General features: G+C 67.9%; 20 protein-coding genes and 1 pseudogene. 4 read left to right on the top strand and 17 right to left on the bottom strand.

The features are described from left to right. Positions 1–16: 16 nt before the first annotated feature. The 5 genes from IPG50_18260 to IPG50_18240 all read right to left on the bottom strand — a co-directional run bounded on the left by IPG50_18260 (position 17) and on the right by IPG50_18240 (position 6,242). Positions 17–1,126, bottom strand: a complete 1,110-nt coding sequence (locus tag IPG50_18260) for a DUF4259 domain-containing protein (GenBank protein ID MBK6694126.1) — start codon at positions 1,124–1,126, stop codon at positions 17–19. 32 nt (positions 1,127–1,158) lie between these two features. Beyond that, positions 1,159–1,950, bottom strand: a complete 792-nt coding sequence (locus tag IPG50_18255; GenBank protein ID MBK6694125.1) for a MarR family transcriptional regulator — start codon at positions 1,948–1,950, stop codon at positions 1,159–1,161. Between the two features lie 479 nt (positions 1,951–2,429). Then, a complete protein-coding gene (locus IPG50_18250) occupies positions 2,430–3,818 on the bottom strand; it encodes a serpin family protein (protein MBK6694124.1) in 1,389 nt (462 codons plus the stop codon). Between the two features lie 117 nt (positions 3,819–3,935). Beyond that, a complete protein-coding gene (locus IPG50_18245; protein MBK6694123.1) occupies positions 3,936–5,177 on the bottom strand; it encodes a serpin family protein in 1,242 nt (413 codons plus the stop codon). A gap of 339 nt (positions 5,178–5,516) precedes the next feature. Beyond that, entirely contained in the window at positions 5,517–6,242 is a 726-nt protein-coding gene (locus IPG50_18240) for a hypothetical protein (GenBank protein ID MBK6694122.1), read from the bottom strand. 223 nt (positions 6,243–6,465) lie between these two features. On the opposite strand from IPG50_18240, the gene IPG50_18235 reads away from it, so the two are divergent. After that, a complete protein-coding gene (locus IPG50_18235; GenBank protein MBK6694121.1) occupies positions 6,466–6,834 on the top strand; it encodes a hypothetical protein in 369 nt (122 codons plus the stop codon). Between the two features lie 58 nt (positions 6,835–6,892). Here the strand turns inward: IPG50_18235 and modB are convergent, their stop codons facing one another. The 4 genes and pseudogenes from modB to IPG50_18215 form a co-directional block, all read right to left on the bottom strand. Then, positions 6,893–7,582, bottom strand: coding sequence for a molybdate ABC transporter permease subunit (gene modB, locus IPG50_18230; GenBank protein MBK6694120.1), 690 nt, complete (start codon positions 7,580–7,582; stop codon positions 6,893–6,895). Between the two features lie 25 nt (positions 7,583–7,607). Beyond that, positions 7,608–8,210 carry an MFS transporter gene (locus tag IPG50_18225; protein MBK6694119.1) on the bottom strand — a complete coding sequence of 201 codons (603 nt, stop codon included), beginning with the start codon at positions 8,208–8,210 and terminating at the stop codon, positions 7,608–7,610. A gap of 662 nt (positions 8,211–8,872) precedes the next feature. Beyond that, the gene (modA, locus tag IPG50_18220; protein MBK6694118.1) at positions 8,873–9,694 is read right to left on the bottom strand and encodes a molybdate ABC transporter substrate-binding protein; all 822 of its coding nucleotides are present in this window, start codon (positions 9,692–9,694) and stop codon (positions 8,873–8,875) included. A gap of 41 nt (positions 9,695–9,735) precedes the next feature. After that, positions 9,736–10,408: pseudogene (locus tag IPG50_18215) on the bottom strand (ATP-binding cassette domain-containing protein). Here IPG50_18215 and IPG50_18210 point away from each other — a divergent pair. Then, entirely contained in the window at positions 10,395–11,183 is a 789-nt protein-coding gene (locus IPG50_18210; protein ID MBK6694117.1) for a hypothetical protein, read from the top strand. The pseudogene IPG50_18215 and the gene IPG50_18210 overlap by 14 nt on opposite strands. Before the next feature lie 34 nt (positions 11,184–11,217). Here the strand turns inward: IPG50_18210 and IPG50_18205 are convergent, their stop codons facing one another. The 3 genes from IPG50_18205 to IPG50_18195 form a co-directional block, all read right to left on the bottom strand. Continuing rightward, complete coding sequence (locus IPG50_18205; GenBank protein ID MBK6694116.1) at positions 11,218–12,234, bottom strand: pirin family protein; 1,017 nt, start codon at positions 12,232–12,234, stop codon at positions 11,218–11,220. Positions 12,235–12,496: 262 nt separating this feature from the next. Continuing rightward, complete coding sequence (locus IPG50_18200; protein MBK6694115.1) at positions 12,497–15,034, bottom strand: response regulator; 2,538 nt, start codon at positions 15,032–15,034, stop codon at positions 12,497–12,499. A 112-nt stretch (positions 15,035–15,146) separates the two neighbouring features. After that, on the bottom strand, positions 15,147–16,232 hold the full coding sequence (locus IPG50_18195; GenBank protein MBK6694114.1) for a DUF3626 domain-containing protein: 1,086 nt from the start codon (positions 16,230–16,232) through the stop codon (positions 15,147–15,149). A gap of 113 nt (positions 16,233–16,345) precedes the next feature. Here IPG50_18195 and IPG50_18190 point away from each other — a divergent pair, with 113 nt between their 5' ends. Together IPG50_18190 and IPG50_18185 are read left to right on the top strand one after the other, a co-directional pair. Next, positions 16,346–17,539: a hypothetical protein gene (locus IPG50_18190; GenBank protein MBK6694113.1), complete on the top strand. Its 1,194-nt coding sequence runs from the start codon at positions 16,346–16,348 to the stop codon at positions 17,537–17,539. Between the two features lie 192 nt (positions 17,540–17,731). Further along, on the top strand, positions 17,732–18,544 hold the full coding sequence (locus tag IPG50_18185) for a hypothetical protein (protein MBK6694112.1): 813 nt from the start codon (positions 17,732–17,734) through the stop codon (positions 18,542–18,544). Positions 18,545–18,688: 144 nt separating this feature from the next. Here IPG50_18185 and IPG50_18180 read toward each other — a convergent pair whose 3' ends face one another. The 5 genes from IPG50_18180 to IPG50_18160 form a co-directional block, all read right to left on the bottom strand. Then, complete coding sequence (locus tag IPG50_18180; GenBank protein MBK6694111.1) at positions 18,689–19,603, bottom strand: hypothetical protein; 915 nt, start codon at positions 19,601–19,603, stop codon at positions 18,689–18,691. Positions 19,604–19,701: 98 nt separating this feature from the next. Further along, positions 19,702–20,493 carry a hypothetical protein gene (locus IPG50_18175; protein MBK6694110.1) on the bottom strand — a complete coding sequence of 264 codons (792 nt, stop codon included), beginning with the start codon at positions 20,491–20,493 and terminating at the stop codon, positions 19,702–19,704. Continuing rightward, complete coding sequence (locus IPG50_18170) at positions 20,490–20,987, bottom strand: sigma-70 family RNA polymerase sigma factor (GenBank protein ID MBK6694109.1); 498 nt, start codon at positions 20,985–20,987, stop codon at positions 20,490–20,492. The genes IPG50_18175 and IPG50_18170 overlap by 4 nt, the downstream gene beginning before the upstream one ends. A gap of 130 nt (positions 20,988–21,117) precedes the next feature. Further along, positions 21,118–22,188: a hypothetical protein gene (locus IPG50_18165; protein ID MBK6694108.1), complete on the bottom strand. Its 1,071-nt coding sequence runs from the start codon at positions 22,186–22,188 to the stop codon at positions 21,118–21,120. A 220-nt stretch (positions 22,189–22,408) separates the two neighbouring features. After that, the gene (locus IPG50_18160) at positions 22,409–23,110 is read right to left on the bottom strand and encodes a hypothetical protein (GenBank protein ID MBK6694107.1); all 702 of its coding nucleotides are present in this window, start codon (positions 23,108–23,110) and stop codon (positions 22,409–22,411) included. Positions 23,111–23,192: the final 82 nt, after the last annotated feature.

Genomic DNA, 23,192 nt, shown 5'->3' with positions numbered 1-23,192 from the left:
GCCCCGGCGCCGGACGTCATGCCGGCCGTCGCGCCGGACGGGACGCTGGAGGTGGCCCGAGGCGGGCTAGGAGCCGTCTCATCTGGCTGCGCCATGGGCTCCTCGCGCCGTCCTCCTCGTGACGTTGGCAAAGCTCCGAGCGCTTCGTGTCTTCAAGGACCAGCTTGACGGCGGCGGCCGCGTCCTTCGTAAGAGCTGCCCGCCTTGCTTGGGGCATCTTCGCGAGCTGGGCGCTTAGCGCACTGAGGGTGTCCTTGCCGAGCGGCCCGTTCGCGCCTTTCTTGTCGCTAAGCTGGGCGATGCAGCCTGCGGCGGCGACGGCCGCTTCGCAGTCGTCGACCTCAAGGTACGTACGGGGGCCCACCTTGGCGGCCTTCATGATGGCCCGCTCCACGGACTTGAGCGTCGGCTCGTCGTCCAGGTCGTCCAGCCAGTCGCCGGCGCAGTCGGTACCAAAGAGCTCGCTGCGCCGGGCCGCGGGCGCGCGTGAGCGGCTCGCCTCGGCATTCTTCGGTTCGACGCGCCGCTTCTCCACTCCGTGCTCGTAGAGAACCTCGCTCGTCAGCGCGCCCTGCTTGTGCCAGGTGCGCCAGACGCCGTGGCGCGCGAGCGACTCGTCGGTCTCGCCATCGAGCCATTCGCCGGAGATGGGCTCGAACGTCGCGCGCGTGGGAACGTTCGCGGGGCGCGCGGGCATCGCCTCCCCCGTCGCGGTCACCGGGCGGCCGCGCTTGTCGAACCACCGAGACGCGAGGACTCGGTCCATGTCGCGGTCGATTTCGTAGCGCCAGACGGCGTCGCCGAAGGCTCGGGCGGGGAAGGCGAGCTCCGTCGTCGGTGTCGCCGAACGGTACGCCGTGTCGATGCCGTGCATCTTTCCTTTGACGAAGGTGCCGGTCCGCGAGGGCTTTCCGTCATCGTGGTATCGCGTAAAGGCGCCGTGGGCGACGCCATGTGCGTATTCGCACTCGCACACGATGGTGGCGTCTCGGCGCCACCACGTGACCTTGCCGTGCTTCTTCCCGCGCGCGTCTTTGGGGGCGAGCTCCCACTCCTGCTCGGCTTCCATCCACTGTGCGGCGGCAGGGACACCCTTCGGGCGCGGAGGCGAGACGGGCTTCTTCATGGCGGCCATGCAAACGCGTGTCTGTGGGTGATTCAAGGGCGGCTTGAACCGTGGGCGTTGAAATGCGCCGCCCCGGCAACCACCCGCGAGCGTCGGGGCGACGTTGCGGATGTTGAAGCTTGGCGTTGGGCCCCGCGAACGGCGGGGGAGCGGCAGCGGTGCCGACGACCTCGCGGGCGCGTCCGCCATGCGCCGCGTTGGCCCCGTCGCGTTGGCCTAGTCGAGGCGATGGCGGATGGCTCGACGGGGCGATAGTTCCAGGGGTCCGGCGGATCAGGGGCAACGGATGGGGGCGGGGAGAAGGGGCGCGCCGGCTCGTTCTGCAACAGGTACTCAAAGAGATCGCTGCGCCGCAGGGTGTTGAAGAGCGGAGGCAGCGTCTCGCGGAGATTCCGATCGCATGGGATGGCGGTTTGGACAGCGAGTTGCTCGAGCGGGGCGCGCAGGTATTCGAGCGCGAGGCTCTCGGCGGCTTCCTGAACCGTTCCGAGGTGCTCGCCCTCGGGGAGCAAGTCATCGAAGAGGGGCGCAAGCGCCTCATGGCCGAGTGGAGTGAGTTCGACGATGCGATAGCGACGATCGGATGGGTGAGGGCGCCGCTTCACAAGGTCGAGCTGCTCGAGGGCCTTGAGCATTCGACTGACCACTGGCGGACTGACGCACATCTCGCGAATCAGCCCTGCCTGCAGCATGGGGTGATCGCGCAGAAGGATCATGAGGTCGGCGCGAGCGGGCGTGAGGTTCGCGACTCTCGCGAGCTGGCGGGCCCAGTGGTTCAGGAGAATGCTCGCGCGTTTGAACGTGAGTTGGAGCGGGGGGAGCATGGCTCGCGCGAAGCACGCCCCGGGCCAGTGGGTACGGCGCGTCCGACGAGGTCGGGCGCCCGCGCCAGGCGGCGGGGCGGGGCGCCGTCGGAGCAGCGTAATTCGCATGCTAATTGATGTGGAATGGCGGCCTGCCCCGCCGCCGGCGCGCCCGGCGCCGTGCCATGCGCGGCGCCCGCTCACCCTGTCCACGGACACGCGCGGCCGACCGGTGGACAGTTGCGCGCATAGGCCATGGCGCCCTGCAGCGCAGTACGCGCCTTCGTCTACCCCGCTCCGCTGCCTCGTAGAGACTCATCGGCGCAGCGACCTGCACCGCGGCCCGGACGGTCGGCCCCATCATGGCGCCCGCCATTGGGACCGTGGCCCCGCCGCCAGATGTCGCGCGACGCCCCGGCCTACCGCACGCTCCCGGCCGCCCCCCACGCGCGGTGCCCACTGCGCCGCAAGCCGAAGGCGCGCGCGACGACGAGCGCCGCTTACCGCGAGGGCTCCACAACTCTACCCATGAATACGACGCGGTCGCGCTTCGCGTCGCGAATCAAGAACAAGAACGGACGGTCGGCGCGTACCTCGACGGGCTTGGGCTTCTCGCGCATGGCCGCGCCGGCTCGCATCATCACGATGGTCGCGGCAGCCGCTTCAGTCCCCTTTTCGTCAACGGACACGAAGGTCTTCTGAAGCACGAGCCCGACGAAGAGCTCCTTCGTTCCGTCGATGCCCGAGAGGTCGGCCTTGCCGAACACGAAGAGGCTGGGCGCCCCGAGCGCCGCGATCGTGTCGCCGAGCGACAGTTCGGACTCGATACGAAACTTCGGCATCGCGAGGTCCACGTCGACGCTGCTCGTGAGGGTCTTGGTGAACCCTTCGAGACCGGTCGTCGACAAGTCCTTCTCCACCTCCGCGAGTCCGTCCTTCTTCTTCGGAACGACGAGCACCATGCTCATGTCGGGGCGAATCTCCCCGCCATAACGCAGCTCGACGACGTGCGCCGCCGGCGTCTCACCGTATCGGCGACTCGCGGTCTTCCTCATCGTGGGGACGCTCGTGGTGCCCGCGGGCCCGTAGAACGGCTCGTTCTTCGTCATGCCCTCGCTGAACGGCGTTGCCCACTTTCCGTTGAAGTAAATGGCGTTGGCGAGGATCAGTTTTGTGTCGGGTCGCGGAGGCATCGCAAGGATGTTCTGAATCTTTCGCTCCGTCCTCTCTTCGACCCACGCGTTGACGAGTTTGCGCGCGCCTTCGGCGTCCTTTTGGAAGTCCACGGCCTCGATGGGCGCGCCATATCTTCCCTTCGTCAGCGCGAGGAACGCTGGCTCGAACGCGCGGCCACGTTGACCAAAGAGCCGGTTCGCTGTGCGAAGGACGACAACGTCGTTTTGCTCCCACGGGTTGGGGCCGGGCGGCACCGCGAGCGCGGCCCATTCGTTGGCGATGCTCGCGGCCACGTCGTGCGAGCGCGCCGTTGCGCCGAGCACGGCGCCGAGTTCTCTCGCCGTCTCACCGCGCGCGCCTCCGTTCAGCATGCCGAGCGCAAAGCGCGCGCTCGACGGTGAGAGGAATACGTTTCCAGGCTTGAGCTTCGCGACGGCCCCGTACAGTCGCGCCGCGAAGGCGCGTTCGCCTGCCGCGTCGGCCGCGCGCTCCGCATCGGACACCGGCGCCTCGGGCGACACGGCAAGGGGAGGGGCGGGGGATGATGCGGCTGGCGTCGTCATGGTCTTCACGCTCGGCGGGGTCGATTTTGGCTGCACTGTTCCTGTCGCGGTCGGCGCACTCGGTTGCGTCTTGGTAGGCAGGTCGGGTGTCGGCAACGGATTGGTGTTGCACGCCACTGCCAGGAACATGGGAACGAGCGCTGCGCGCATGATGATTGTCTCGTGGTCGTGGTCGTGGTCGTGGTCGTGGTCGTGGTCGTGGTCGAAGGTCGAAGGTCGAAGGTCGAAGGTCGAAGCTAGCCCCGCTGACGGCGGGCGGGCCCGCGACTACCCTTTCGGCTCGGCCAACCGACCGATGAAGAGCATCCGGTCACGTGGCACGTCGCGGATCATAAACAAGAACGGTCTGTCGGCGCGCACAACGACGGGCTTGGGGGGCGCCGGTGGCATCCCGCCGCCGATCGCCGCAACGACCGTCGCCGCGGCGGCCTCGGTTCCCTTCTCGTCCACCGCCACGAACGTCTTCTGCAGGACGAGGCCGACGAAGAGTTCCTTCGTTACGTCGATGCCCGAGAGGTCGGCCTTGCCAAACTTGAACACGCTCCCGGCGCCGAGCGCCTCCAGCGTGCCCCCTAGCGAAAGCTCAGACTCGATCCGAAACTTCGGCAGCAAGAGGTCAACCTCGGTTCGCGTTGTCAGCGAGGACGCCGCCCACGCCCACTTCTGGAGAGTCGCCGGGGAGAGTGACTTCTCCAGCTCCGCGAGCCCGTCGGTCTTCTTGGGGATGATCAGCGTCATCACGATGTCGGGGCGGCGCTCGCTCCCGTAGGGAAGATCGACGATGTGCGCGTCTGGCAGGTCGGCGTACTTGCGCGCGTGCGTCTTTCGCATCATCGGCACGCTTGTCGTGCCTGAGGCGCCGAAGAAGGGTTCTACCTTCGTGGCGCGCTCTTCGAAGGCATCGACCCACGGCGCCTTGAAGTAGATGGCATTGGCGAGGACGAGCTTGGTCTCGCGCGGCAGGTCCGTCGTGAGGATGTCCTTGATCCTCTGCTCCGTGCGTGCGGCAACCCAGTCGTTGATGGTGCGCCGCGCCCCGCTCGCATCTTTGGAGAACTCGACGGCCTCGATGGGCGCGCCATAGCGCGCCTTCGTCAGCTCCACGAAGGGCGGCAAGAACGCCTGTCCACGTTGCCCGAAGAGTCGATTCGCCGTGCGGAGGACCACCACTTGGTTCTTCTCCCACTCGTAGTTTGAAGGCGGTGTTGCGAGCTTGGCCCAGTCCTTCGCCAGCGTCGCTGCGACGTCGTGGCTGCGCGGCGTGGCGCCGAGGAGCGCCGTGAGCTCTTTCGCCGTGTCGCCGCGCGCTCCGGCTAGCACCATGCTCATGGCGAACCGCGCGCTCGCCGGTGACACGAACAGGTTGCCGCGCTTCTCTTTGCCGAGGGCGCCAAAGAGCGCCGCTGCAAAGGCTCGCTCGCCGGCCGCGTCCGCAGTGCGATCGCCTTCGGTCACGGCGCCCTCCGGCGAGACGGCGGGCGGCGCTTCGACCTTCTTCTCGACGTTCATGCTTGGACTCCCTCGATTCGCCGACGCAGCCGCATTCGCAACGCTCGGTGCCGACGGCGTCTTCGTGCTCTGCGCCGAATTGTAAGCGCTCGCCGAAGGCGCGGGCGAGGGGGTCGACTTGCACCCGACGCCGAGCGCCATCGCGACGGAGGAGAACGACGACTCGAACGGAGGCCGGAAGGCGGAGGCGCATCACGTGTCAGGATAAGACGCTCCTCGACGAAAAAGTTGCTCGAAATCACGCGCCGCACGCTTTGAGGCGCCTTCCGGGGGCGGCCGTCCCGCTTCCACCACGCTCTCGGCGAGCGCTCAACCTCGCTTGCCCGAAGCCCGCTGGGTTCAGCGGACACGGTATGCGGCGACTCGCGCGCTGCCGCGGAAGTGCTTTCGGACGAGAAACAAGAGACCGCCTTTGCCTTCGACCTCAACCTGCGAGGGCGCAGGACCAAGCGGAGTCATCTCCCCGAACTGCACCTTGAAGTGCACCCAATCGACGAACAGCGACGTCTTCGAGAGGCGAAAGCCCGCCGAGAGGATCGTGCCGGCTTTGGCGTCGACCCACGCCGTTCCCTCGATGCGTCGTTCGTCGCGCTCCTTGGGGGCGAACGCCAGCTTCACGCGGTTCGCGTCGTTGGCGTCGACTTCGACGACGTCGAACGTGTAGAGCGGCTGCTCCTCGGCGAGCGTCGGCAAGCGAATGCGCTTGTTATCGCCTTCGCGCATGCGCTTCTCTTCGCGGCTCTTGGCTTCGTCGCGCGCGTCGTTCGTCTTGTCTTCGCCGTCCTCCGTGTAGTGGTCCACCACAAAGGTCGACTTGCCGCCAACCAGTTCCACGTGACCGCGCAGCTCGCGCACCGAGCTTTGCTGCCCACTCGTGTCGAGCGATTCGAGGCGGCCCGAAACGGAATAGGTGCCGCTCTTTCGAAGGACCTCCATGTTCGCCGCGTGCCTGGCGAGGCGATCCATGAGGTCTGCCGCCGGCGGCGCAGCATCCGCAACGCTCGCCGCAAAGACGATGGCGCCGCCCGCCGCGACCGTTGCCAACCGAAGGGCCGAAAGGACCATGGCGGAAGTCTGCCGGCCCTTGGGCTCCGGAGCAACCCGGGCGGCCTGCGATTGACGTCTCAAGAGGCGAAGCTCGACCGTGGCGGCGTCGGCGGGCGCATTTGAACGCCTCGATGGCAGTGGCTGGTGGTACACCGGACGCGCCATGACGAGCGCCGCTCTTTTCGTTCACCTCCTATGTTTTGTCGCCTATGTCGGGGCCGGGTTTGCCCAAACCCAACTCATGAAGCGCTCCCAGAGCGCCGCCGGCGTTGTTCGCGACGAACTGGAAGCGCTCGTGTCGACGATTGTGACGAAGATCGAGGTTCCCGCCATCTTTGGCTCCATGGCGAGCGGCATCGCCTTCATCGCCATGAGCCCGGCTCTCATGAAGCAAGGTTGGATGCACGGGAAGCTGACCGTCGTCTTGCTCCTCGCCGTCTTGAGTCACCTCGAGATGTTCAACGCGCGCGCGCTCGTTCGGGAGCGCAAAGAAGGCGCGAGCGAGGGTGAGCTCGATGCGCGGAAGAAGAGGCACGCGACCTTGGGCGCCATCGGCGCTTTGCTCGTCGCCGCGCTCATGGTGCTGGTGACGTTCGTTCGCCTCGGCTGAGCCGTGCGAGACAGCCACTCGCAGCCTGATGCACGCTCGGGCCTTGCGCGCCCAACGGCTACCCGGTCCGCTTCCGGCGGCCTCGTCGCTCGAGGATCTCCCCCACGACGAGCGCGCTCGATGCGATGGCGATCGCCACGAGGATGATGCGCGTGCTGGCCTCGGCGCCGCCGGGGGAGTTGAGCTCGTTGTAGATGTAAACGGGGATCGTGCGCGTCTCGTCGGGGATGTTGCCGGCGAGCATGATGGTGGCGCCGAACTCGCCCATGCTGCGCGCAAACGCCAGTACGGCACCAGCGATGACGCCGTGGCGCGCCAGCGGGAGTGTGATCGTGAAGAACGTGTCGAGGGGGCCGGCGCCCAGCGTTCGCGCCGCCTCTTCGAGGCGCGCGTCGACCTCCGAGAAGGCGAGCCGCATGGCGCGCACCATCAAAGGGAATGCCATGACCGAGGCGGCGATGGCCGCGCCGCGCCACGTGAAGACGACGCTCGTGTGAAACGTGTCCTCGAGGAGCCGTCCCAGCACACCTCGGCGGCCAAAGGCCACGAGCAACAGGTACCCGGTCACGACGGGCGGGAGCACCAGCGGCAGGTTCAGCACCGTCTCCACGACGGCCTTCCCCGGGAACTCGCGTCGCGCGAGGAGCCATCCGAGAAACACGCCCCCGGGAAGGCTAAGGAGCACGGCGGTTGTCGCCACCTGAACGCTCAGGCGCACCGCACTCCACTCTTCCGGGCTCAAGACCATCGCGTCCTCGCCATCTCCCCGATCATCATAGAGTGGTCGCGTTGGGCTTCACGCCTCGAATCGCAAAGACCGCGATCCAAACCGTACCGACGAACGCCAGCAGCGCGGGGACGCCGAAGGCGAGGCGTCGCGAGCCGTGCTCCAGTGCAGAAGCCACAAAGAGGCTCGACACCATGTCACCCACGCCGTTGGCCGCGGCCAATACGCCGAGACCGAGGCTGCGCAGTTCTCGCGGCAGGAGCTCGGCGCATGACGCCTTCTCGAGCGTCTCCTCCACGGCGATGGTGACGCCCGACATCACGAACGCCATCGCGAGGGTGCCCGTGGAGAGCACGCCGAAGGCGAGGAGCAGGTGCGTCGCCGTGCCTATGCTGTAGCCCACGGCCAAGATCGAAAGCTTCTTGTAGCGATCGCCGAGATGACCCGCCAAGAACGCGAAGCCGGCGCTCACGGCGTTGTGCATCATGTACAGGAGCACCGCCGTCCCCAAGACGGCGCCTGCCGTCGCGCCCGCCGAGTGGGCCCCACCGCTTTTGGGCACAGCCAAGTAGATGAGAAACGTGCGCGAAAAGTCGCCGAGGCCGAAGATGAAGACGCCGATGACAAGCGCCCAATACGTCCTCGGGATCGCGCGGAGCGCCTCGAGCGTGCTGCGGCGCTTGCTGCCGCCGTCTGACCGTCCGCGGCCTTCGACGCCTCTGCCGTCAAGAAGAAGAAAGAGGCGGCCGCCGTGGTGACGGCACGAGGCTCACGACGATGACCGTCCGAAGCCCGACGCCCATCCACAAGAGGAGCGCAGCGACGAGCGGCCCGACGAGCGCGCCCCAACATGTCCGCCGCCCGCTCCACGCCGTAGACGCGACCGAAGTGCGTGGGTGGAACGGCGTCGCTCAGGATGAAGTCACGGAGCGGCGAGCGGAATCCGCGGCCGGTCCACGCGGCCGCGCGAAGCGACACGATCTGCGTCGCACTCTGCGCGAACGCGAGGCCGAAGGTACCGAAGGCCGTCACGAGGTAACCGACCGTTCCAAGCGTCTTCTTTCGCTCGACGTGGTGACCGGCGACGCCTCCCGCAAGCTTGGCGAAGCTCGCGAGCAGATCGGCGAGCCCTTCGACGAGGCCCAACGTTGCGGGGCCCAGGCCCATCCCTGCTAGAAACAGCGGAAGGACCGCCGTCGCCATCTCGTGACCGACGTCGGAGAAGAACGTCGCCACGATCACACCGAAGGCGGTGCGATTGAGCCACGCGAAGCGCGACGTCGGCTGCTTCACGGGCGAACTGTAGCTTGTTTACGAACCGATAAGGCTCGTGAAGCCGGCCTTTTTGAACACGTCGGCTGCTTCCTTCGACTGCAAGAACTCGAAGAACTTCTTCGCGCCCTCGCGTTGCGCGCCGCGCTTGAGGAGCACCAAGGGGTAGACGATCTTCGGATGTGTCGACGGATCGAAGGTGTAGGCGACCTCGACCTTCTGCGAGACCTTCGCGTCGGTGGCGTAGATGATGCCCGCGTCGACTTCGCCGCGCTCGACGAAGGCCAAGGTGCCGCGCACGTTTTCGCCGGGGGTGAGCTTCTTCGACTTCTCGAGGTCGTCCCAGAGCTTGAGCGAGGTGAGCGAAGCCTTCGCGTAGATGCCGGCGGGAACGGTCGGGCCGGCGATGGCGAGCTTCTTCACGGCACCCTTCTTCAGGTCGTCCGGCCCCGCGACCTTCGCAGGGTTGCCCGTGGGCACGACGACGACGAGCGTGTTGCCCAAGAGGGGCTTGGTCTCGGCAGCGAGCCCCTTGTCCTTCACGAAGTCCGCCCATTTCTCGTTGGCCGAGAGGAAGATGTCGGCGGGAGCACCCTCGGCGATCTGGTTGGCGAGCTTCGAGGAGTCCTCGGGGCTGAACTTCACCTTGATCGCCGTCGACTTCTCGAAGGCGGCGCCGAGCTCGTTCAGCGACTCTTTGGTGCTGGCGGCGTTGAGCACGAGGACGCTCGTGGCCTCGGGCTTCGCGGATGGAGCGGGGGCGGCGGCGTTTCCCGGCGCCGGCTCGACTCTCTTTTCGCATGCAGCGAGCGGTAGCAGGACGGTGGCGAGTGCCAAGACGACGGACGAACGAAGGGTCACGGGCGCTCCTTTTGGGATGACTGCCTGACTGCGGACGGGGCCTACGCGACGCTATCCACGCGGGCGTCGCGAAAACCCGACGGCGGCCCATCGACGATGTGCCCGTTGGACAGCCACAGCGTTCGCTCGGCAACCCGGTCCACGTCTTGAACGTCGTGGCTAACGAACAGCGTCGGGATGTGCCACTCGGCGAAAGCACGCTCGAGGTAGTCGAGGATGCGGGCCTTGAGTGCCGTGTCGAGGCCCGTCAGCGGCTCGTCGAGAAGTAGCAGCGAGGGGCCACGGAGCAGGGCGCGCCCTAGCGCGACACGTTGTCGCTGACCACCGCTCAACGTATTCGGCGCTCGGTGGAGCAAGTCGCCGATCTCCAGGATTTCGATGACCCGCTTTTCGTCGAGCTGCCTTTTGGGACGCCGACGTGCCCCGTAGCGGAGATTCTCTCCGACGCTCATGTGGAAAGAGCAAGTGGTCTTGGAAGACGAAGCCAACGCCGCGCCGCTCCGGCGGCAGGAAGGTCGCCGTCGTCGTGTCGACGAAGACCGTTCCATCGAGCTCAACGTAGGCGTCGTCGGCTTTGAGCGTTCCCGCAAGGATCGCCAGGACCGTGCTCTTGCCGTTGCCGGACGGACCACAGAGCGCCGTCACGCCGCTCGCAAGCGTGAAGCTCACGTCGAGCGTGAAGCCCGACGCGTAGCGGTGATTGGCGCGAAAGATCAGCCCCATCGTCGACGTCCATGGTGACTCGGGCATGGCCGAGACGTTGCTACAAGTTTGTTACACGCCCGAAGTGATCGAAGCGAAGGCAACGCTACGCGGACTGCGCTGCGCTCCGCATCAAGCGCTTTTGGCGAGCGGCAAGGGCCGCCTCCTGCCGCGGCACGCCGCCTGCTTCCCCGAGCGCGTGGCCACCTTCCTCGCTCAGCGCGTGTTCGTTGGTTGTGCCGCTCTCCTTGTGGTCGCCTGCGGAACCGGCCCTGCGGTCGACGTCGACGATGCGGGGCTCGAGGCGTCGGTTCGAGCCCCCGACGACGGGGGCGCCCCGCCCCAGGTTTCGGGATCGTGCAGTCTGCAGAAGTCAGGGATCACGTATCCGAAGCCCGCATGCCAGACGTGCATGGACGCGCGCTGTTGTGCGGTGACGGTGGAGTGTTTTGCCCCCGGCGACGGGTGTCCTGCCGTCAACGAATGCATGTCGAAGTGTCCGCAAGAAGAGGCCCCGGTCGTCGTGACGCTTGGCAACCCGGGCGATGCGGGGGGAGGCGGCGCTGGCACCGGTGACGGCGGCGGCGGTGGCGGTGGCGGCGGCGGTGGCGGTGGCGGTGGCGGTGGCGGTGGCGGTGGCGGTGGCGGTGGCGGTGGTGGCGGTGGCGCGACTCGCGATCCGTGCCGTCAAGCCTGCCTCGCGGCGCAGCCTCCGTCGACCGTTGCCAAGCAGTCGGGCTACTCCGCCTGCCTCACCGGTAACTGCGCGAGCGAGTGCAAGCGCTAGTGCGTGGAATCACGCGCCGGTCGCGAAAGCCGCGTCACTCGCCGCGCTCGACACGTCCGTCGACGTGTTTCGCGAAGCGCGTCTCGGTGCGGTCGTGGACCGGATCGTCCTTCGGCCACGGCCAGCCACCAAAACGGGTGCGGCGGTAGTCCGCGAAGGCCTGCTGGATCTCCGCGGCCGTGTTCATCACAAACGGCCCATGTTGCGCCACCGGCTCGTCGATGGGCTTGCCTTGCAAGACGAGGATGTCGGCGCCCTCGTCGCCCGCCGTGAGCGGCAGCGCCGCGTCGCTCTGCACCACTGCCCCGTGCTTGACCGAGAGCGTCTCATCGCCGATGAGCAGCGTCTTTCCGGAGAAGAAATACAGCGTGCGAACCACGTCGTCGGTTGCCGCCGGCAACGTCCACTTGGCGCCGGCTTCCATCTTGATGGTGTAGATCGCGACGTTCGTATCGGAGCGAGACGCCCATGAACGAGGTGGCGGCGGCGGCGCGCCGCGCTCGGCGAGCTTGCCCGCCACGACCGTGACGATGGTGCCTTTGCCCGCATCGTCCTCGAAGCGGCACTGCGGGATGTCCTTGTTCCAGAGCATCGCGAAGTGCGGCGGCGCCATCTTGTCGGCGGCCGGAAGGTTCAGCCAGATCTGGAAGAGCTCGACGGGGTTGGGCGCGTCCTTCTTGAGCAGCGGGAACATCTCGGCGTGCACGATGCCGGCGCCGGCCGTGAGCCACTGCACATCGCCTTCGCCAAAGCGAGCTGTCGCGCCCAGCGAGTCCGAGTGATCGATGTGCCCGCGCCGAACGATGGTCACCGTCTCGAAGCCGCGGTGCGGGTGTTGCGGGAATCCTGGCACGCGTTCGCCGTGGTACATGCGCCAGCCGTCTTTGCCTTCGAAGTCCTGCCCGAGGTTTCGGCCGGCGAGCGAGGCCTTGGGGCCCATCGCGTCGTTCCCTTCCGGGTACGCGTCGTCGTGGTGCACGCAGAAGAGAAAGGGGTCGACGGTGGCCCACGGAAAGCCGAGGGGAACGATCTCGAGAATGAGCTTCGACACGGGAGGAGCATAACGCGGCGCGCGCGGTCGTGTAGCGACGCACACAAGGTCTTGGCAGCGACGATCCTGGAGCTTCGAAAGGCGACGGAAGCTGAAGGTCTCGTCCCAGCTAGTACCCCGACACCGTGAAATTGGCAGGTTCGCCTGGGCCCCCCGGCGAGCGACGGGCCCAGTCGAACCTGCCTCGCTTCCACGGGTTTGTGTCTGGGCGTTTCGTTCTCATTTGCCGTACTCGACCCATCAGAATCGATGGGTCGAGGTACTAGCTGGTCGAGGTCGCGATCGTCCGACGCTGGAGCGCCTCCGCGATGGTCCTCCGTAGCGCCGCGAGGTCGGGTGGCTTTGGCAAGACCGGGCGCAGTCCCTGCTCGATCAGCGCTCGCGCGGCGTCGGTAAACGCGCCACCGGTGATGAAGACGAACCGCTCGGCCAGCGAGGGGTCGAGGGCGCTGACCTGCTCGTAGAGCTCCATGCCGCTGGTGCCAGGCATCATGAGATCGCACAGGATCAGATCGAAGGGCCGCGTCCGCAAGTGCTCGAGGGCGGCGGAGGCCGAGTTCGCGGTGGCGCAAGCGTGACCGTCACGGGTCAGGATCCGCGCAAGCGCGCTAGCGACCATGGGCTCGTCATCGATGATCAACACACGCGCGCGGTTCGGCTCGGCGTCCGCGACGGCAGCCGTCGGTGGCGGCGCCTCCGGAGCCGGTGGTAGCGCGACGACGAACACGCTTCCTTTGCCGACCTCGCTGGTCACGGAGATCGTTCCGCCGAGATCGTTAACCAGGCGGTGCGAGATGCTGAGGCCGAGGCCCGTCCCCACGCCGACCGGCTTGGTCGTGTAGAACGGGTCGAAGATGCGCTGCAGCTTGAGGTGGGGGATGCCGACACCGGTGTCGTGGACGGCAATGCGGCTCCGGCCCACCTCGTCGGTGCCAGTCACCACTCGGATCGTTCGGTCCGCGCGAAGATCCTCTGGCATAGCCTGCGCGGCGTTGATTAGCAGATTCACCAGGACCTGGATCAACGCCGAGGGATTGGCAAGGACGGTCGGCGTCTCGCCGAGCTCGACCTCGAGCGTCGCGCGATGGCGCAGCTCGTTCGCGCACATCGCGAGCGCGCGTTGGACCGCCTCGCGCGGGTCGAGGCGAACGGGCGCAGACTCCGGCTCGATGCGCGAGAATGCGCGGAGCGAGGCCACGATGTCGCGGATGCGCCCCACGCCGTCGCTGACCTCGGACAGCATCGCGCGGAGTCCGGCCGCATCGACGGCCTCCCCGCGGGCCAGCCGAGCGAGCTCGTGATCGAGCTCTTCGTGGCCCGCCATGACGTAGGTCAGTGGATTGTTGATCTCGTGGGCAACGCCGGCCGCGAGGGTTCCGACCGACGCCATGCGCTCCGAGATCGCGAGCTGACGCTCCGCGTTGCGCTGCGTGGTCAGGTCCCGGATCAGCATCAGCGCTTCATCGCCATCGTGACGCGGCACGACGCGAAGTTCGAAGGTCCGCGGCACGTCGAACTCGGCTGTCAGCTCGGTGCGCTGCTCGGTGCCCGTCTCGAGCGCGCGGTCCAGCGCGCGGCGAGCTGGCGAGAGGTGGTCGCTGATCGCGCCCGGCAAGGCGCTATTCGCGTCCCAGTCGCGAGTCCCTATCAAGGCGCGCAGGAGCCGCGTCTGCTCGGCGAGATTGGTCCCGCCTTGCACGTCGAGCAAGCGACCGTTGCTCGCCAACCGCACGACGAGGTCGGGGAGCGATGCGTGGAGGATGGAGAGCGTCTCTTCGACGCGGATGCGATCGGTGACATCAATGGCGATGACACCGCTGGTGCAGATGCCGCCGAAGTCGAACGCTGGCAGAGGGGCAACCTCCACCGTCCGTGGCATCGTCGCGTCACCCGCGAGGCGGACGAGGAGGGGGGGACGTCCGGGACTAGGTTTCTCGTTCATTTGGCGCGCGAACCGGTCGCGATCATCGGCGTGGATGAGGGCGGTCAACGGGGTACCCAGCAACGCACTCTCGGCCCGATCGAAGGCGCGTCGGAGCGCCGGGTTGGCGTAGACGATCGCGTCGTCGCGTTGGAGGGCGACATACGCGGGGAGCGCGTCCAGCGCCGATCGGAAGCCGCCTTCCGTTCGGCGGAGGGTGTCGAGCGTGCCTGAGAGCTGCCGCTCCTGGAAGGCCAGCTCGTCGCTGACCGCGCGCGATGAGCGCAAGGCTGCCCAGGTCCGCCGGACGCGCGACCCCAGGGTCCGGCTGGTGGTGTCAGTGATGATGAAGCTGGCCTCGGTCGCCGTGATCGTCTCGGTCACGAACACCGTATCCGGCTGCCCGAGCATGCGCGGAAACGCTTGGAGCGCGCCGGGGGTCATCTGGAACCACGCCAGGCATGGCCGATACCCCGGCCTGAGGCGGACGCGCCAGCGCAGCTTGTGCTTCGGGAGGCGCTCGAGCTCGAACGTGTGGCTGCGGTAGAGCGACGGCCCGCCCCAGCGGGTCACGATGTCGAACATGCCCTCCGTCGACGCGAAGAGCGACGCGACGGGCGCCACGTAGCCCGCGAAGCCACGCTCGCCGGTCTCGCTCACGAGCACGCCGCTCTCGGCGAGCCGTCTTGGATCGTGGCCGAGTTGCTCGGCGGCGCGATCACACAGCTCTGCCCAGATGTCCCAGTCGACGCGATGACGGGGGTTCTCGAGCTCGGTCTGCGTGATCGGGAGGCCCGCAAGCAGGCGCGGAAGGTCGAGGAGACCGCGCTCCGCTGCCACCGTGAAGTACGAGAACGCTCGACAAGATACGTCGGTCATCGGCGATCTCGGACAGGCTAGCACGCACGCGGAGGGCGAGGCGCGACGCGAGCTGCCGTGCATTCCGCGACGGGCACGGTCGGGTCACGACCTCCCTGGAGCTGGATGACCGTCACATCGTGCGCGCGGCGCGCGCCCCGTAGCGCACGAGCACATGCCAGAGCTGCTTGATGTGCTGGAGCGTCTCGTCGGGGGTGCCCCAGTCACGCCAATGATCAGGTGTATGGTGCAGCGATTGGGCGGCGCGGCCGAGGATGGCCGCGTCGAGGACCGCGCGGTCTCCGCCGAAGCGTCGGGCGACGCGCAGCGCGAGCGCCGGCATCCGCGGTCCGCGGAAGTCGGCGGGTACCTCGTCGGCGCTCATCGCGAAGCCCGCATGCGCTCGGAGCTCGACACCGTAGCGGCGGCAGAGCTCGCGGAGCTCCTCGCCGGTCGCGGTGCCCTCAAAGGCCGGCTCTGCCACCAGCGCCACGGCGTCCCGCGCGAGCACGAGGTCGCCGTGAACCTGCACTTCGATGTACGCATCGAGGGCCCTTCCGTGCGCGCGCCTCGCGGGGGCGCCGGCCGGTGCGTCGTTCGTGAGCCCCGTGACGAGAGCGCCGATGCTGAGCCCCGTCACGCCCAGCGCCTCGCCCGTCGACGCGACGCTCTCCACGAGTGCCGCAAGGAGCGGCTCGAAGGCGTCCGCGGTCCCGACGTGCACGGGCCCCAGGTGGCTGTCACCCCACGTAAACGTGGAGCGCGCGAGGACCTCGGGACGAAGCTCGAAGTAGCACGAGCCAAAGCGGGGGCACGCGCCGTCGGCGTGGTGCATCACGTTCAGCCCGCCATACTTCGGGCGGTCTTCGCCGCGAACGCCGGGGCCGTGATACGCACCGCCGAACAGCTCACGCTCCCAGACGTCGCGCTCGCCACCTGCGAAGGCCGTTCGACTCCCGTTGGAGATGCCTGTCACAAATTGGTTTTCGTAGCGGCCAGACGCGAGCAAGTGTTGCGCGACGGTGCGGCCGTCGGCAAGCGGACGGTCGGGGTGGAAGTTGAGGGTGATCCGCGCGCGGTCTCGAATGGCGTGGAGCAACGATTCGACCGTGGTGTCGCCCCTTTCGGCCAAGAGCAACAGCCGGGCTGTCGCGGCGTCGCGGCGTTCGGCGGCGCGCCTTCGAACGTGCTCAATGGCTTCGGCCTCCGGCGATGGCATGGGCGTGGTTTTCGCGCGCCTTGCCCCCGGAGTCTACTGCCGCTGGTTCGCCGTCGAAGCCAAGGCTCAGGCGCGCGGGAGCGCCCGCGCGCTGTGATATAGATCAGGGCCGCTTGAGATCCTTGAGTCGCATTGCTCTCGGCGCGGCGCTGTCTGGCAGCGCCTGCCTCGCGGCTTGCCAGCTCGTCGTTCGCCTCGAAGGCGCCGCCTTGGGGGGCGCTCCTGAGCCGGACGGTTCGCTCGACGACGGCCCCGCCGTGGTGGTGGTGGAAGACGCGGGACCCGTACCAACCGTCGCGACGTGTGGAACCCCGCTACCGGAGCAGCCCCCGCAGACTCCGGTGGGGGTGGAAGGGCGCCACTACTTCGTCTTCCGCGCCTCGCTGCCGAACCTCGATGGGGGCGCTGATGCGGCCATCGACGCCGCGTGGTCCGGTGGCTTCGATTTGGATTGCTTGACGACGTGTCAAGACGCGGCCCCGCTCCGGTGCAAGCCGCGTCTCGCGGCGAAGGACTACTGCGACGAGCCGAACGGCACCGACAACCAGCTCGTGAAGGTTGCGCGCCTCTTCGGCGCGGACGTCAGTGCCGCCACCATCTACCAGAGCAACCTCGGCAGGGGACTCGACGGCCTCCTCTTTGTCCTCAACAACTACAACGGCGAAGAGGACGACTCGGACGTGGGCTTCGCGGTCTTACGAGCCGCTGGCGTCGTCGAGCCGAACGCCTGTTCCGACGCAGGCCAGGACGCAGCGGCCACGGCACCCGATGGCGCGCCGCGGTACGCGCCCTTGTTCAACGGCTGCGATCTCTTCTCCGGTGACTCCCGTGAGCTCGTAGGCAACATTCCTCAGCGCGTCGCGCGAGGCTACGTCAAGGGCCGTCGTCTTGTTGTCGACCGTCCGTTTGCTCTCCCGCTCCCTTTCGTTTCGCGCTTCGTCGACTCCGAGGGGCTCGTCCTCTCCGCGACGCTCGTCCCCACCGACGCGGGGCTCGAGATGCTCGGCGTGGTGGCGGGGCGCGCCGCGCCAAGAAGCGTATTTGCCGTGGTCGGCGAGTTCGGTCCGCCGCTTGATCCGCCGTCCTGCCAGAGGCCATCGTGGGACGTCACACGAGCGGTCGTCTGCAACGCCTTGGACCTGCCGCCAGTGGGCGCTCCGCCCGCGGAAACCACCACGTCACCCTGCGAGGCGCTCTCCTATGCGCTCCCCGTTTGGGCGACGCCGTTCCAAGGGTTCTCAGTCCAGACCGGGATCCCCCGGCAGCTCGCCAACCTATGCGACGGAGCCCCGTTGGACTGCCCCTGAAGCGCACGCCGCGGCAAGCGTTGTCGTGGGCGTTTTCCGTAAGGCGCAAATGGCTTGATGGAACGTCGACCCACCCATGTCGCCGCGATGTGTGTGTCGGGACGGAAACACCCGCGGGCAAGTGCGCGAACCCGCGTAGGCGCAACGCTGGATGATCGATGGCACACGACGTGCGTAGCGCGGGGCATTCCCATGAACCACACCTTCGCTCTCGCATCCGTCGCCGCCCTTGCGGCTCTCACCGCTGCCTGTTCCGCGGGCAGCTCCGCCGATGACTCGACCGCGTTGGGCGAAGGCGCTCTCGCCAGCGGACAGAAAGTCGTGTGCACGCCCGTCGAGGCGCGCGAAGCCGACGTGGACGACCGTGGCGACCTCTACCGCGTCCAGAAGATCACCTTCACGGCGCTGCAGGACGACTCCGTCGAACTGAAGGTCGATCGCAAGACCACGGACGGTGACGCGATGGAGCCCTTGCTCGAAACGACGCCGTCGTTCGTGCACACCGATCGCACGCTGCGCGCGTCGGCCAAGCGAAACGTCCTGCTCAAGGCGGGGAAGACGCAGAACTCGGACCCGCGGTACATCGGCTTCGCGACGGTTCGCGACCATACCTTCGCCGTCGAGTGCGAGGTCTCCCAGCCGCGCGTTCGTGCATGCCGCAGCGGCGACACCCGGCCCGACGTCGACGGCTGCAACACGTGCTCGTGCAGCGGCGGTCGTTGGGCTTGCACCGAGCTCTTCTGCGGACCGCCGCGCCGGCCGGGCGGGCGTGGCTCGGTCTGCACGGAAGGGCAGACGCGCCCCGCCGGCGACGGCTGCAACACGTGCGCGTGCAACGGCGGTCAATGGGGCGGTTGCACCGAGCTCGCTTGCGCTCCGCGGCCCCAGCGGCCCCGAGCGCAAGGCTGCACCGAAGGCGAGACGATGTCGCTCGACGGTTGCAACACCTGCACCTGCAATGGTGGCCACTTCGCGTGCACCGAGATGTTCTGCGCGCCGCGCTGAGCGTTTAGGGCGCACGCCCGATTCAGGGAACGTTGGCCCTGCGCACGCGCGCCTCTTCAGGCGCGACGTAGGCGCGACAACGCGAGCGCATCCGAGACTGGGATGCCGCCGACGTGTCGCAAGAAGCCACGATCGATGTGCCCCCTACTCAATCGCCAGCGCGAAGGCGTTCGCTCCAAACTTCCTCACCGGCTCGTAGCTCGAAGGTGTCGAGTCGAAGACGCCTGCCGTAAAGCCGGTGGTCGGTTGGTCTTGCCAGCGGAACTGGTCGTGGACGTTGACGACGATGCTGACCCGCGTCGCGTCGCCGGAAGCCTTTAGGTTCACGGGGAAGGTGTACGAGGCCTTGCCCGCGTCAAGGCTCAGCGTGAACGGGCCGGCGGAGGCGCTCGTTGGCAAGGGCGCGTTCGCCCCCTCCACTGGCACCGCGTAGGACTGAGCGACGAACGAGTATCGATACCAGCCGCTCGCGCGGACGCCGTTGCCGAGGGTCACTCCGTCGGCAAGCGCCTGGACGTTGTCGAAGGTCCCGGTGACGGGGACGCCGTTGTTGGAGATCGCCAAGTGCATCGTCGAAGGGACGCGGTAGCGCACGTGCGTGACGCCCACCTTCGCGAGCGTGAACGTATCGTTCACGAGCAGGGAGCGGGCGACGCGGCCGACCTCCGTGTCGTCGCCGTCGTTGAGGCCTGCCTCCACGTAGTCGACGCCGCGGTCGAAGACCACCCAAGGCGACGGGTCGCTTGCCGAGCGAAGGAGCGTGAGCGACACGATGCCCAAGCGTGAGTCCAGCGGTGTGAGGCCCGACAGGCCATCCTTGTGGGCGAAGGGCGTGGCGGTGGCGCCAACGTGAATGGTGATGTCATCGCCGGCCCCTGCGCCGGCCCCTGCGCCGGCGGGCGGTGCTCCGCCGCCTCCGGGAGCTGCGCCGACTTGACCGCTGCCGCTCGGCGAAGGGCCGGGTTCGAACGCGCCGACTTCCGAGGTCTTGCCGCTGCAGTGCAAGGCGCCGACGGTCAGAGCGAGTGGAAGCCACGTGGCACGGGAGAAGATGGGCATGAGAAGCTCCTTTTCCCCGGTGGGTGTCGGGCGAGCCTCGCAGTTATGAAGAAGAAATGGCGGTCGCGCTAGCGGACGTACCTGGTTCGAAATAGCCCCTACAGCGCCTCAACAAGATCGCGAACACGGCGCGCGTGACTCGAGTCGGGATGGGCACGTAAGAAGCGGGCCCCGGCGCGCCTCGCCTTCTCGACGTCGCCCGCGCGAATCAGCGCGTCGACCTCCAACACGTCTCGCTCTTCGCGCAGCGCGCCGTCGGGATAACGGCGACGGTGCTCCGCGCAGAGCGCGACGGTGCCTTGCGGATCACGGGCGAGCCGCCCTTGCGCGCGCGAGAGCAGCTCCGTCTCCGCGGCCAGGTCACGCGTGGGTGCCTGCGACGGGTTGAGCTTCGTGGGCGCTGCTGGCGCGGTTGCGGCGCTCTCCGCGGAAACGACGAGCCCCGGGCTCGTGAGCGGTGACGCATCGGGTTGTGCGCTAGTGACGGGGGCGGCGACCTGCACGGTGACCGACACCGCGGGACGGGGAGGGCGCATCGCCGGCCCCTCGTCGCGCACGAAGGCCACACCCGAGACGGCGACGGCCACGGCGAAGCCCGTCAAAGCGAGCTTCGTCGACAGGCCCAACTTCAGCGCGGCGCCCCGCGCGATCTCTCCGGCGAGCCCCGTCGCGCCGCCACCGCTCCCGCCCGCATCCGTCGCGGCGTCGCCCGTTCCTTGGCCTCGACCGCCATCGCCGCCGCCATCGCCGCCTGACGGTGCCGTCAGCGACAGCACCCGCGCAGCCATCGCGTCGAAGTGCGCCGCTGAGGGCACGTCGGCTTTGAGCTCGGCGAGGGCTTCTCGCAACGCTGGCTCCGCCGACTCGAAGAGACGCTTCGGCTCGTTCACGAGCTACCCCCTGGATGTCGAAGCGTTGGTCGCTCGCCGTTCCGCAGCGCACGTTCGACGGCCGCGCGCGCCGCGTACAACCTCGAGTAGGCGGTCTGGAGCGGGCAACCAATGAGCGCCGCAACCTCCGTCATCGGGAGCTCCTCAAGCTCGAAGAGCACGAAGGCGGCTCGTTTGTCCTCGTCGAGCGCTGCGAGCGCGCGTTCGAGCAGCGCGCGCGCTTCCTTGCGTTGGAGCTCACCCTCCGGATCACCGCCGCCGGCCACCTCGAGCATCGCCGCGTCGTCGGTTTCGGGGCGCTGTTTTCTCCGATGGTTGGCCGCCAGGCGGAGCGCAATGCCGTAGAGCCAGGTGCGCACCGAGGAACGCCCCTCGAAGGTACCGGCCTTGCGATAAGCCACGAGGAAGACCTCCTGGCAGAGATCGTCGACGTCGGCGGCGGGCACGCCCAACCGCCGGAGCGTTCGCCAAACAACAGCCCCGTGCTCACGCACGAGCCCGGCGACGTCGAGCGGTTTGGGTTCATGAGAGAGCTCCAAGGCGGCCACCGGAGGAGCGAAAACCTCCTCGTCGAGAGGAGTGTCTCTCAAGAGCCCAGTTTATGAAACGTCGAGATCGACCTCGCTAAGGTAGGTGCACGCCCAGGCCGAGCGTGCCGAGGGCGGCAAAGCGCGGGAGTTGATGGACCGTCACCAAGTCAGCGCCGGTCGAATAGGCGAAGCGCTGCGGCCCAAGGCCGCTCACTAGGCCGGCGATGCCCGCGTGCAGGATCACGGGACCGAAGAGACCCACCGAGCCCTTCGCCTCGAGGGTCCAATGAAGCGTCAGCTGCGACTCACGACCGCTTCGGTCGAAACCAAGTCCAGCGCCCCGCATCAGGCCAAGCTGACCGCCTCCGCAGGCCAAGGCCGTGAGCCGCGGACCGCTCGGATGCTCGAAGATCAAAGGGCACAGCGCGGCGCCGGCTTGAACGAAGTCGAGCTGCACCAGCACGGGGCCCTTCTGCGCGGAGGGCACGCTTGGCGACTGCTCGACCCAATACGCCGCGCTCGCGGCGAGGGCTGGCCAGCCGGGGCCGCGAAGCCAAGCGCCCGCGCCCACGCCGAACGCGGCCTCCGGGAGAAGGCCCGTCGCGAGCGCGGCGTGCACGTCTCCCTCGCCGCGCCACCCGGAGGGGGCCTCCCGCACGACCACGACTTCGCGTCGGACGACTTCACGGGTCTCCACTCTCTGCGGCTCGACCGCCGTTGCCGTTGCCGTTGCCGTTGCCGTTGGCGCTGGCGCTGGCGTTGGGCGCGAGGCGGCTTCAGGGTCGATCATCAGCGCAATGACTAGCGCGAGCGGCTCGCGCAGCGCCGGGCAGCTCGCATCCTCGAGCGTGCGTGCACCCAGCGGTCGACCGGCGGCGTCGCGGACGCGCACTTCGGCCCGGTACACGGAGCCTGTGCGCCGTACGTGCCCCTCGATGGAGAGGTCCGCTTGGGCCGCCGAAACGAAGGCCACGCGACCGAGCCGAGTTTCGACGGCCTTTGCTAGATCTTGCGTGGCGACGCACGACTCGGCGCCCTCGAGGCGCAGCCAGCTGAGTGATGACGTCCGCTCCTCTGCGCGGGCGCCCGCGCTCACCGCGAAGAGCGCTGCCCCGAGACAAGCGGCGAAGGTCGCCGAGCTCCTGCTTGCTTGGGGCAGCCGCATCGTTCGTTCGGCATAGCCGAGGCCCCGCGCCGCTCCCAGCCGATTGGTGGCGAGAAGTGCGTCCCAGGGGAGGCACCATGGCGACAGTCCCATCCGGGCAACGCCGTGACCGCCGCGGTCGCCTGGCCTGCCGCCGAGCGCCCTCTCTTAGCCGACGACGTCGCCCGTGTTGTGGGAGCGCCAGCCGACCTCGGGGAGCCAGCCACGGCCCCGTCCTTGCTTAGCGACGCACGACCGTCGCCTGAGCGCCCGCGACGGTCACGTCGAGGCTGCCCTTCGCGCCGGTGATGCGGACGCCTTGAGGAATGGCTCTCGCCTCCGTGATGGCGCCGAGCCCCTTCTTGGGGATGGCGAACAGCGCGCTCTTGCCCTCAAGGTTGGACGGGTTCACGTAGAAGTGCTCCAACGTGGCGACGGTGTCGATGACGCGCGCGAAGGAGTCCTGCCCGACGTCCACGAAGAATGACTTCTCGAGCGTGAGGAGCTCCTTGCAAAGGGCGCTCGTGCATTCGTCGTGCGGCTGGGTGAGGTCGAAGTCATCGTCGGACAAGTCGAGCATCGTCGCGCTCTTGCACTTCGGCAGCACTTCGATGCGAACCATGAGCTCGTGCGCCTTGCCGTCGCGGAGAACGTAGGGCTGCAGGCCCTCGGCTTCGGGGACATCACTGGGAGGACCGAGCGTCACGACACGAACGTTTCCGCAAACGCCTTGCGGAGACTCGGGGGTCTCTACGCGCGCGATACGCTCGAGCTCGGAGCGGACGCCTTCGCGGATGGGCTGAACGACCTCCGGACGCGTGGCCGCGGGCGCCTCGCTAAGCTGGACGGCGCCTTCGTCGGTTCCGGATTCGCCGGGCGCCGAGGAGCAGGCGGCAAGGGTTGAGAGGAAGAGTGCGACCAAAGGAAGGGAGTGGCGGTTCATGCGGCAACGGGGGAGCAAAGGCCGCGCCGCGACGAGTTCGGCCGCGAATTCGATCCGCCGGTCGGTCGACGATCTCCAGTTG

This window comes from Myxococcales bacterium, from assembly GCA_016703425.1.
Taxonomy (GTDB): domain Bacteria; phylum Myxococcota_A; class Polyangia; order Polyangiales; family Polyangiaceae; genus JADJCA01.
Note: the sequence above shows the minus strand (reverse complement) of the source record. Positions and strands in the feature narration are given on the sequence as shown.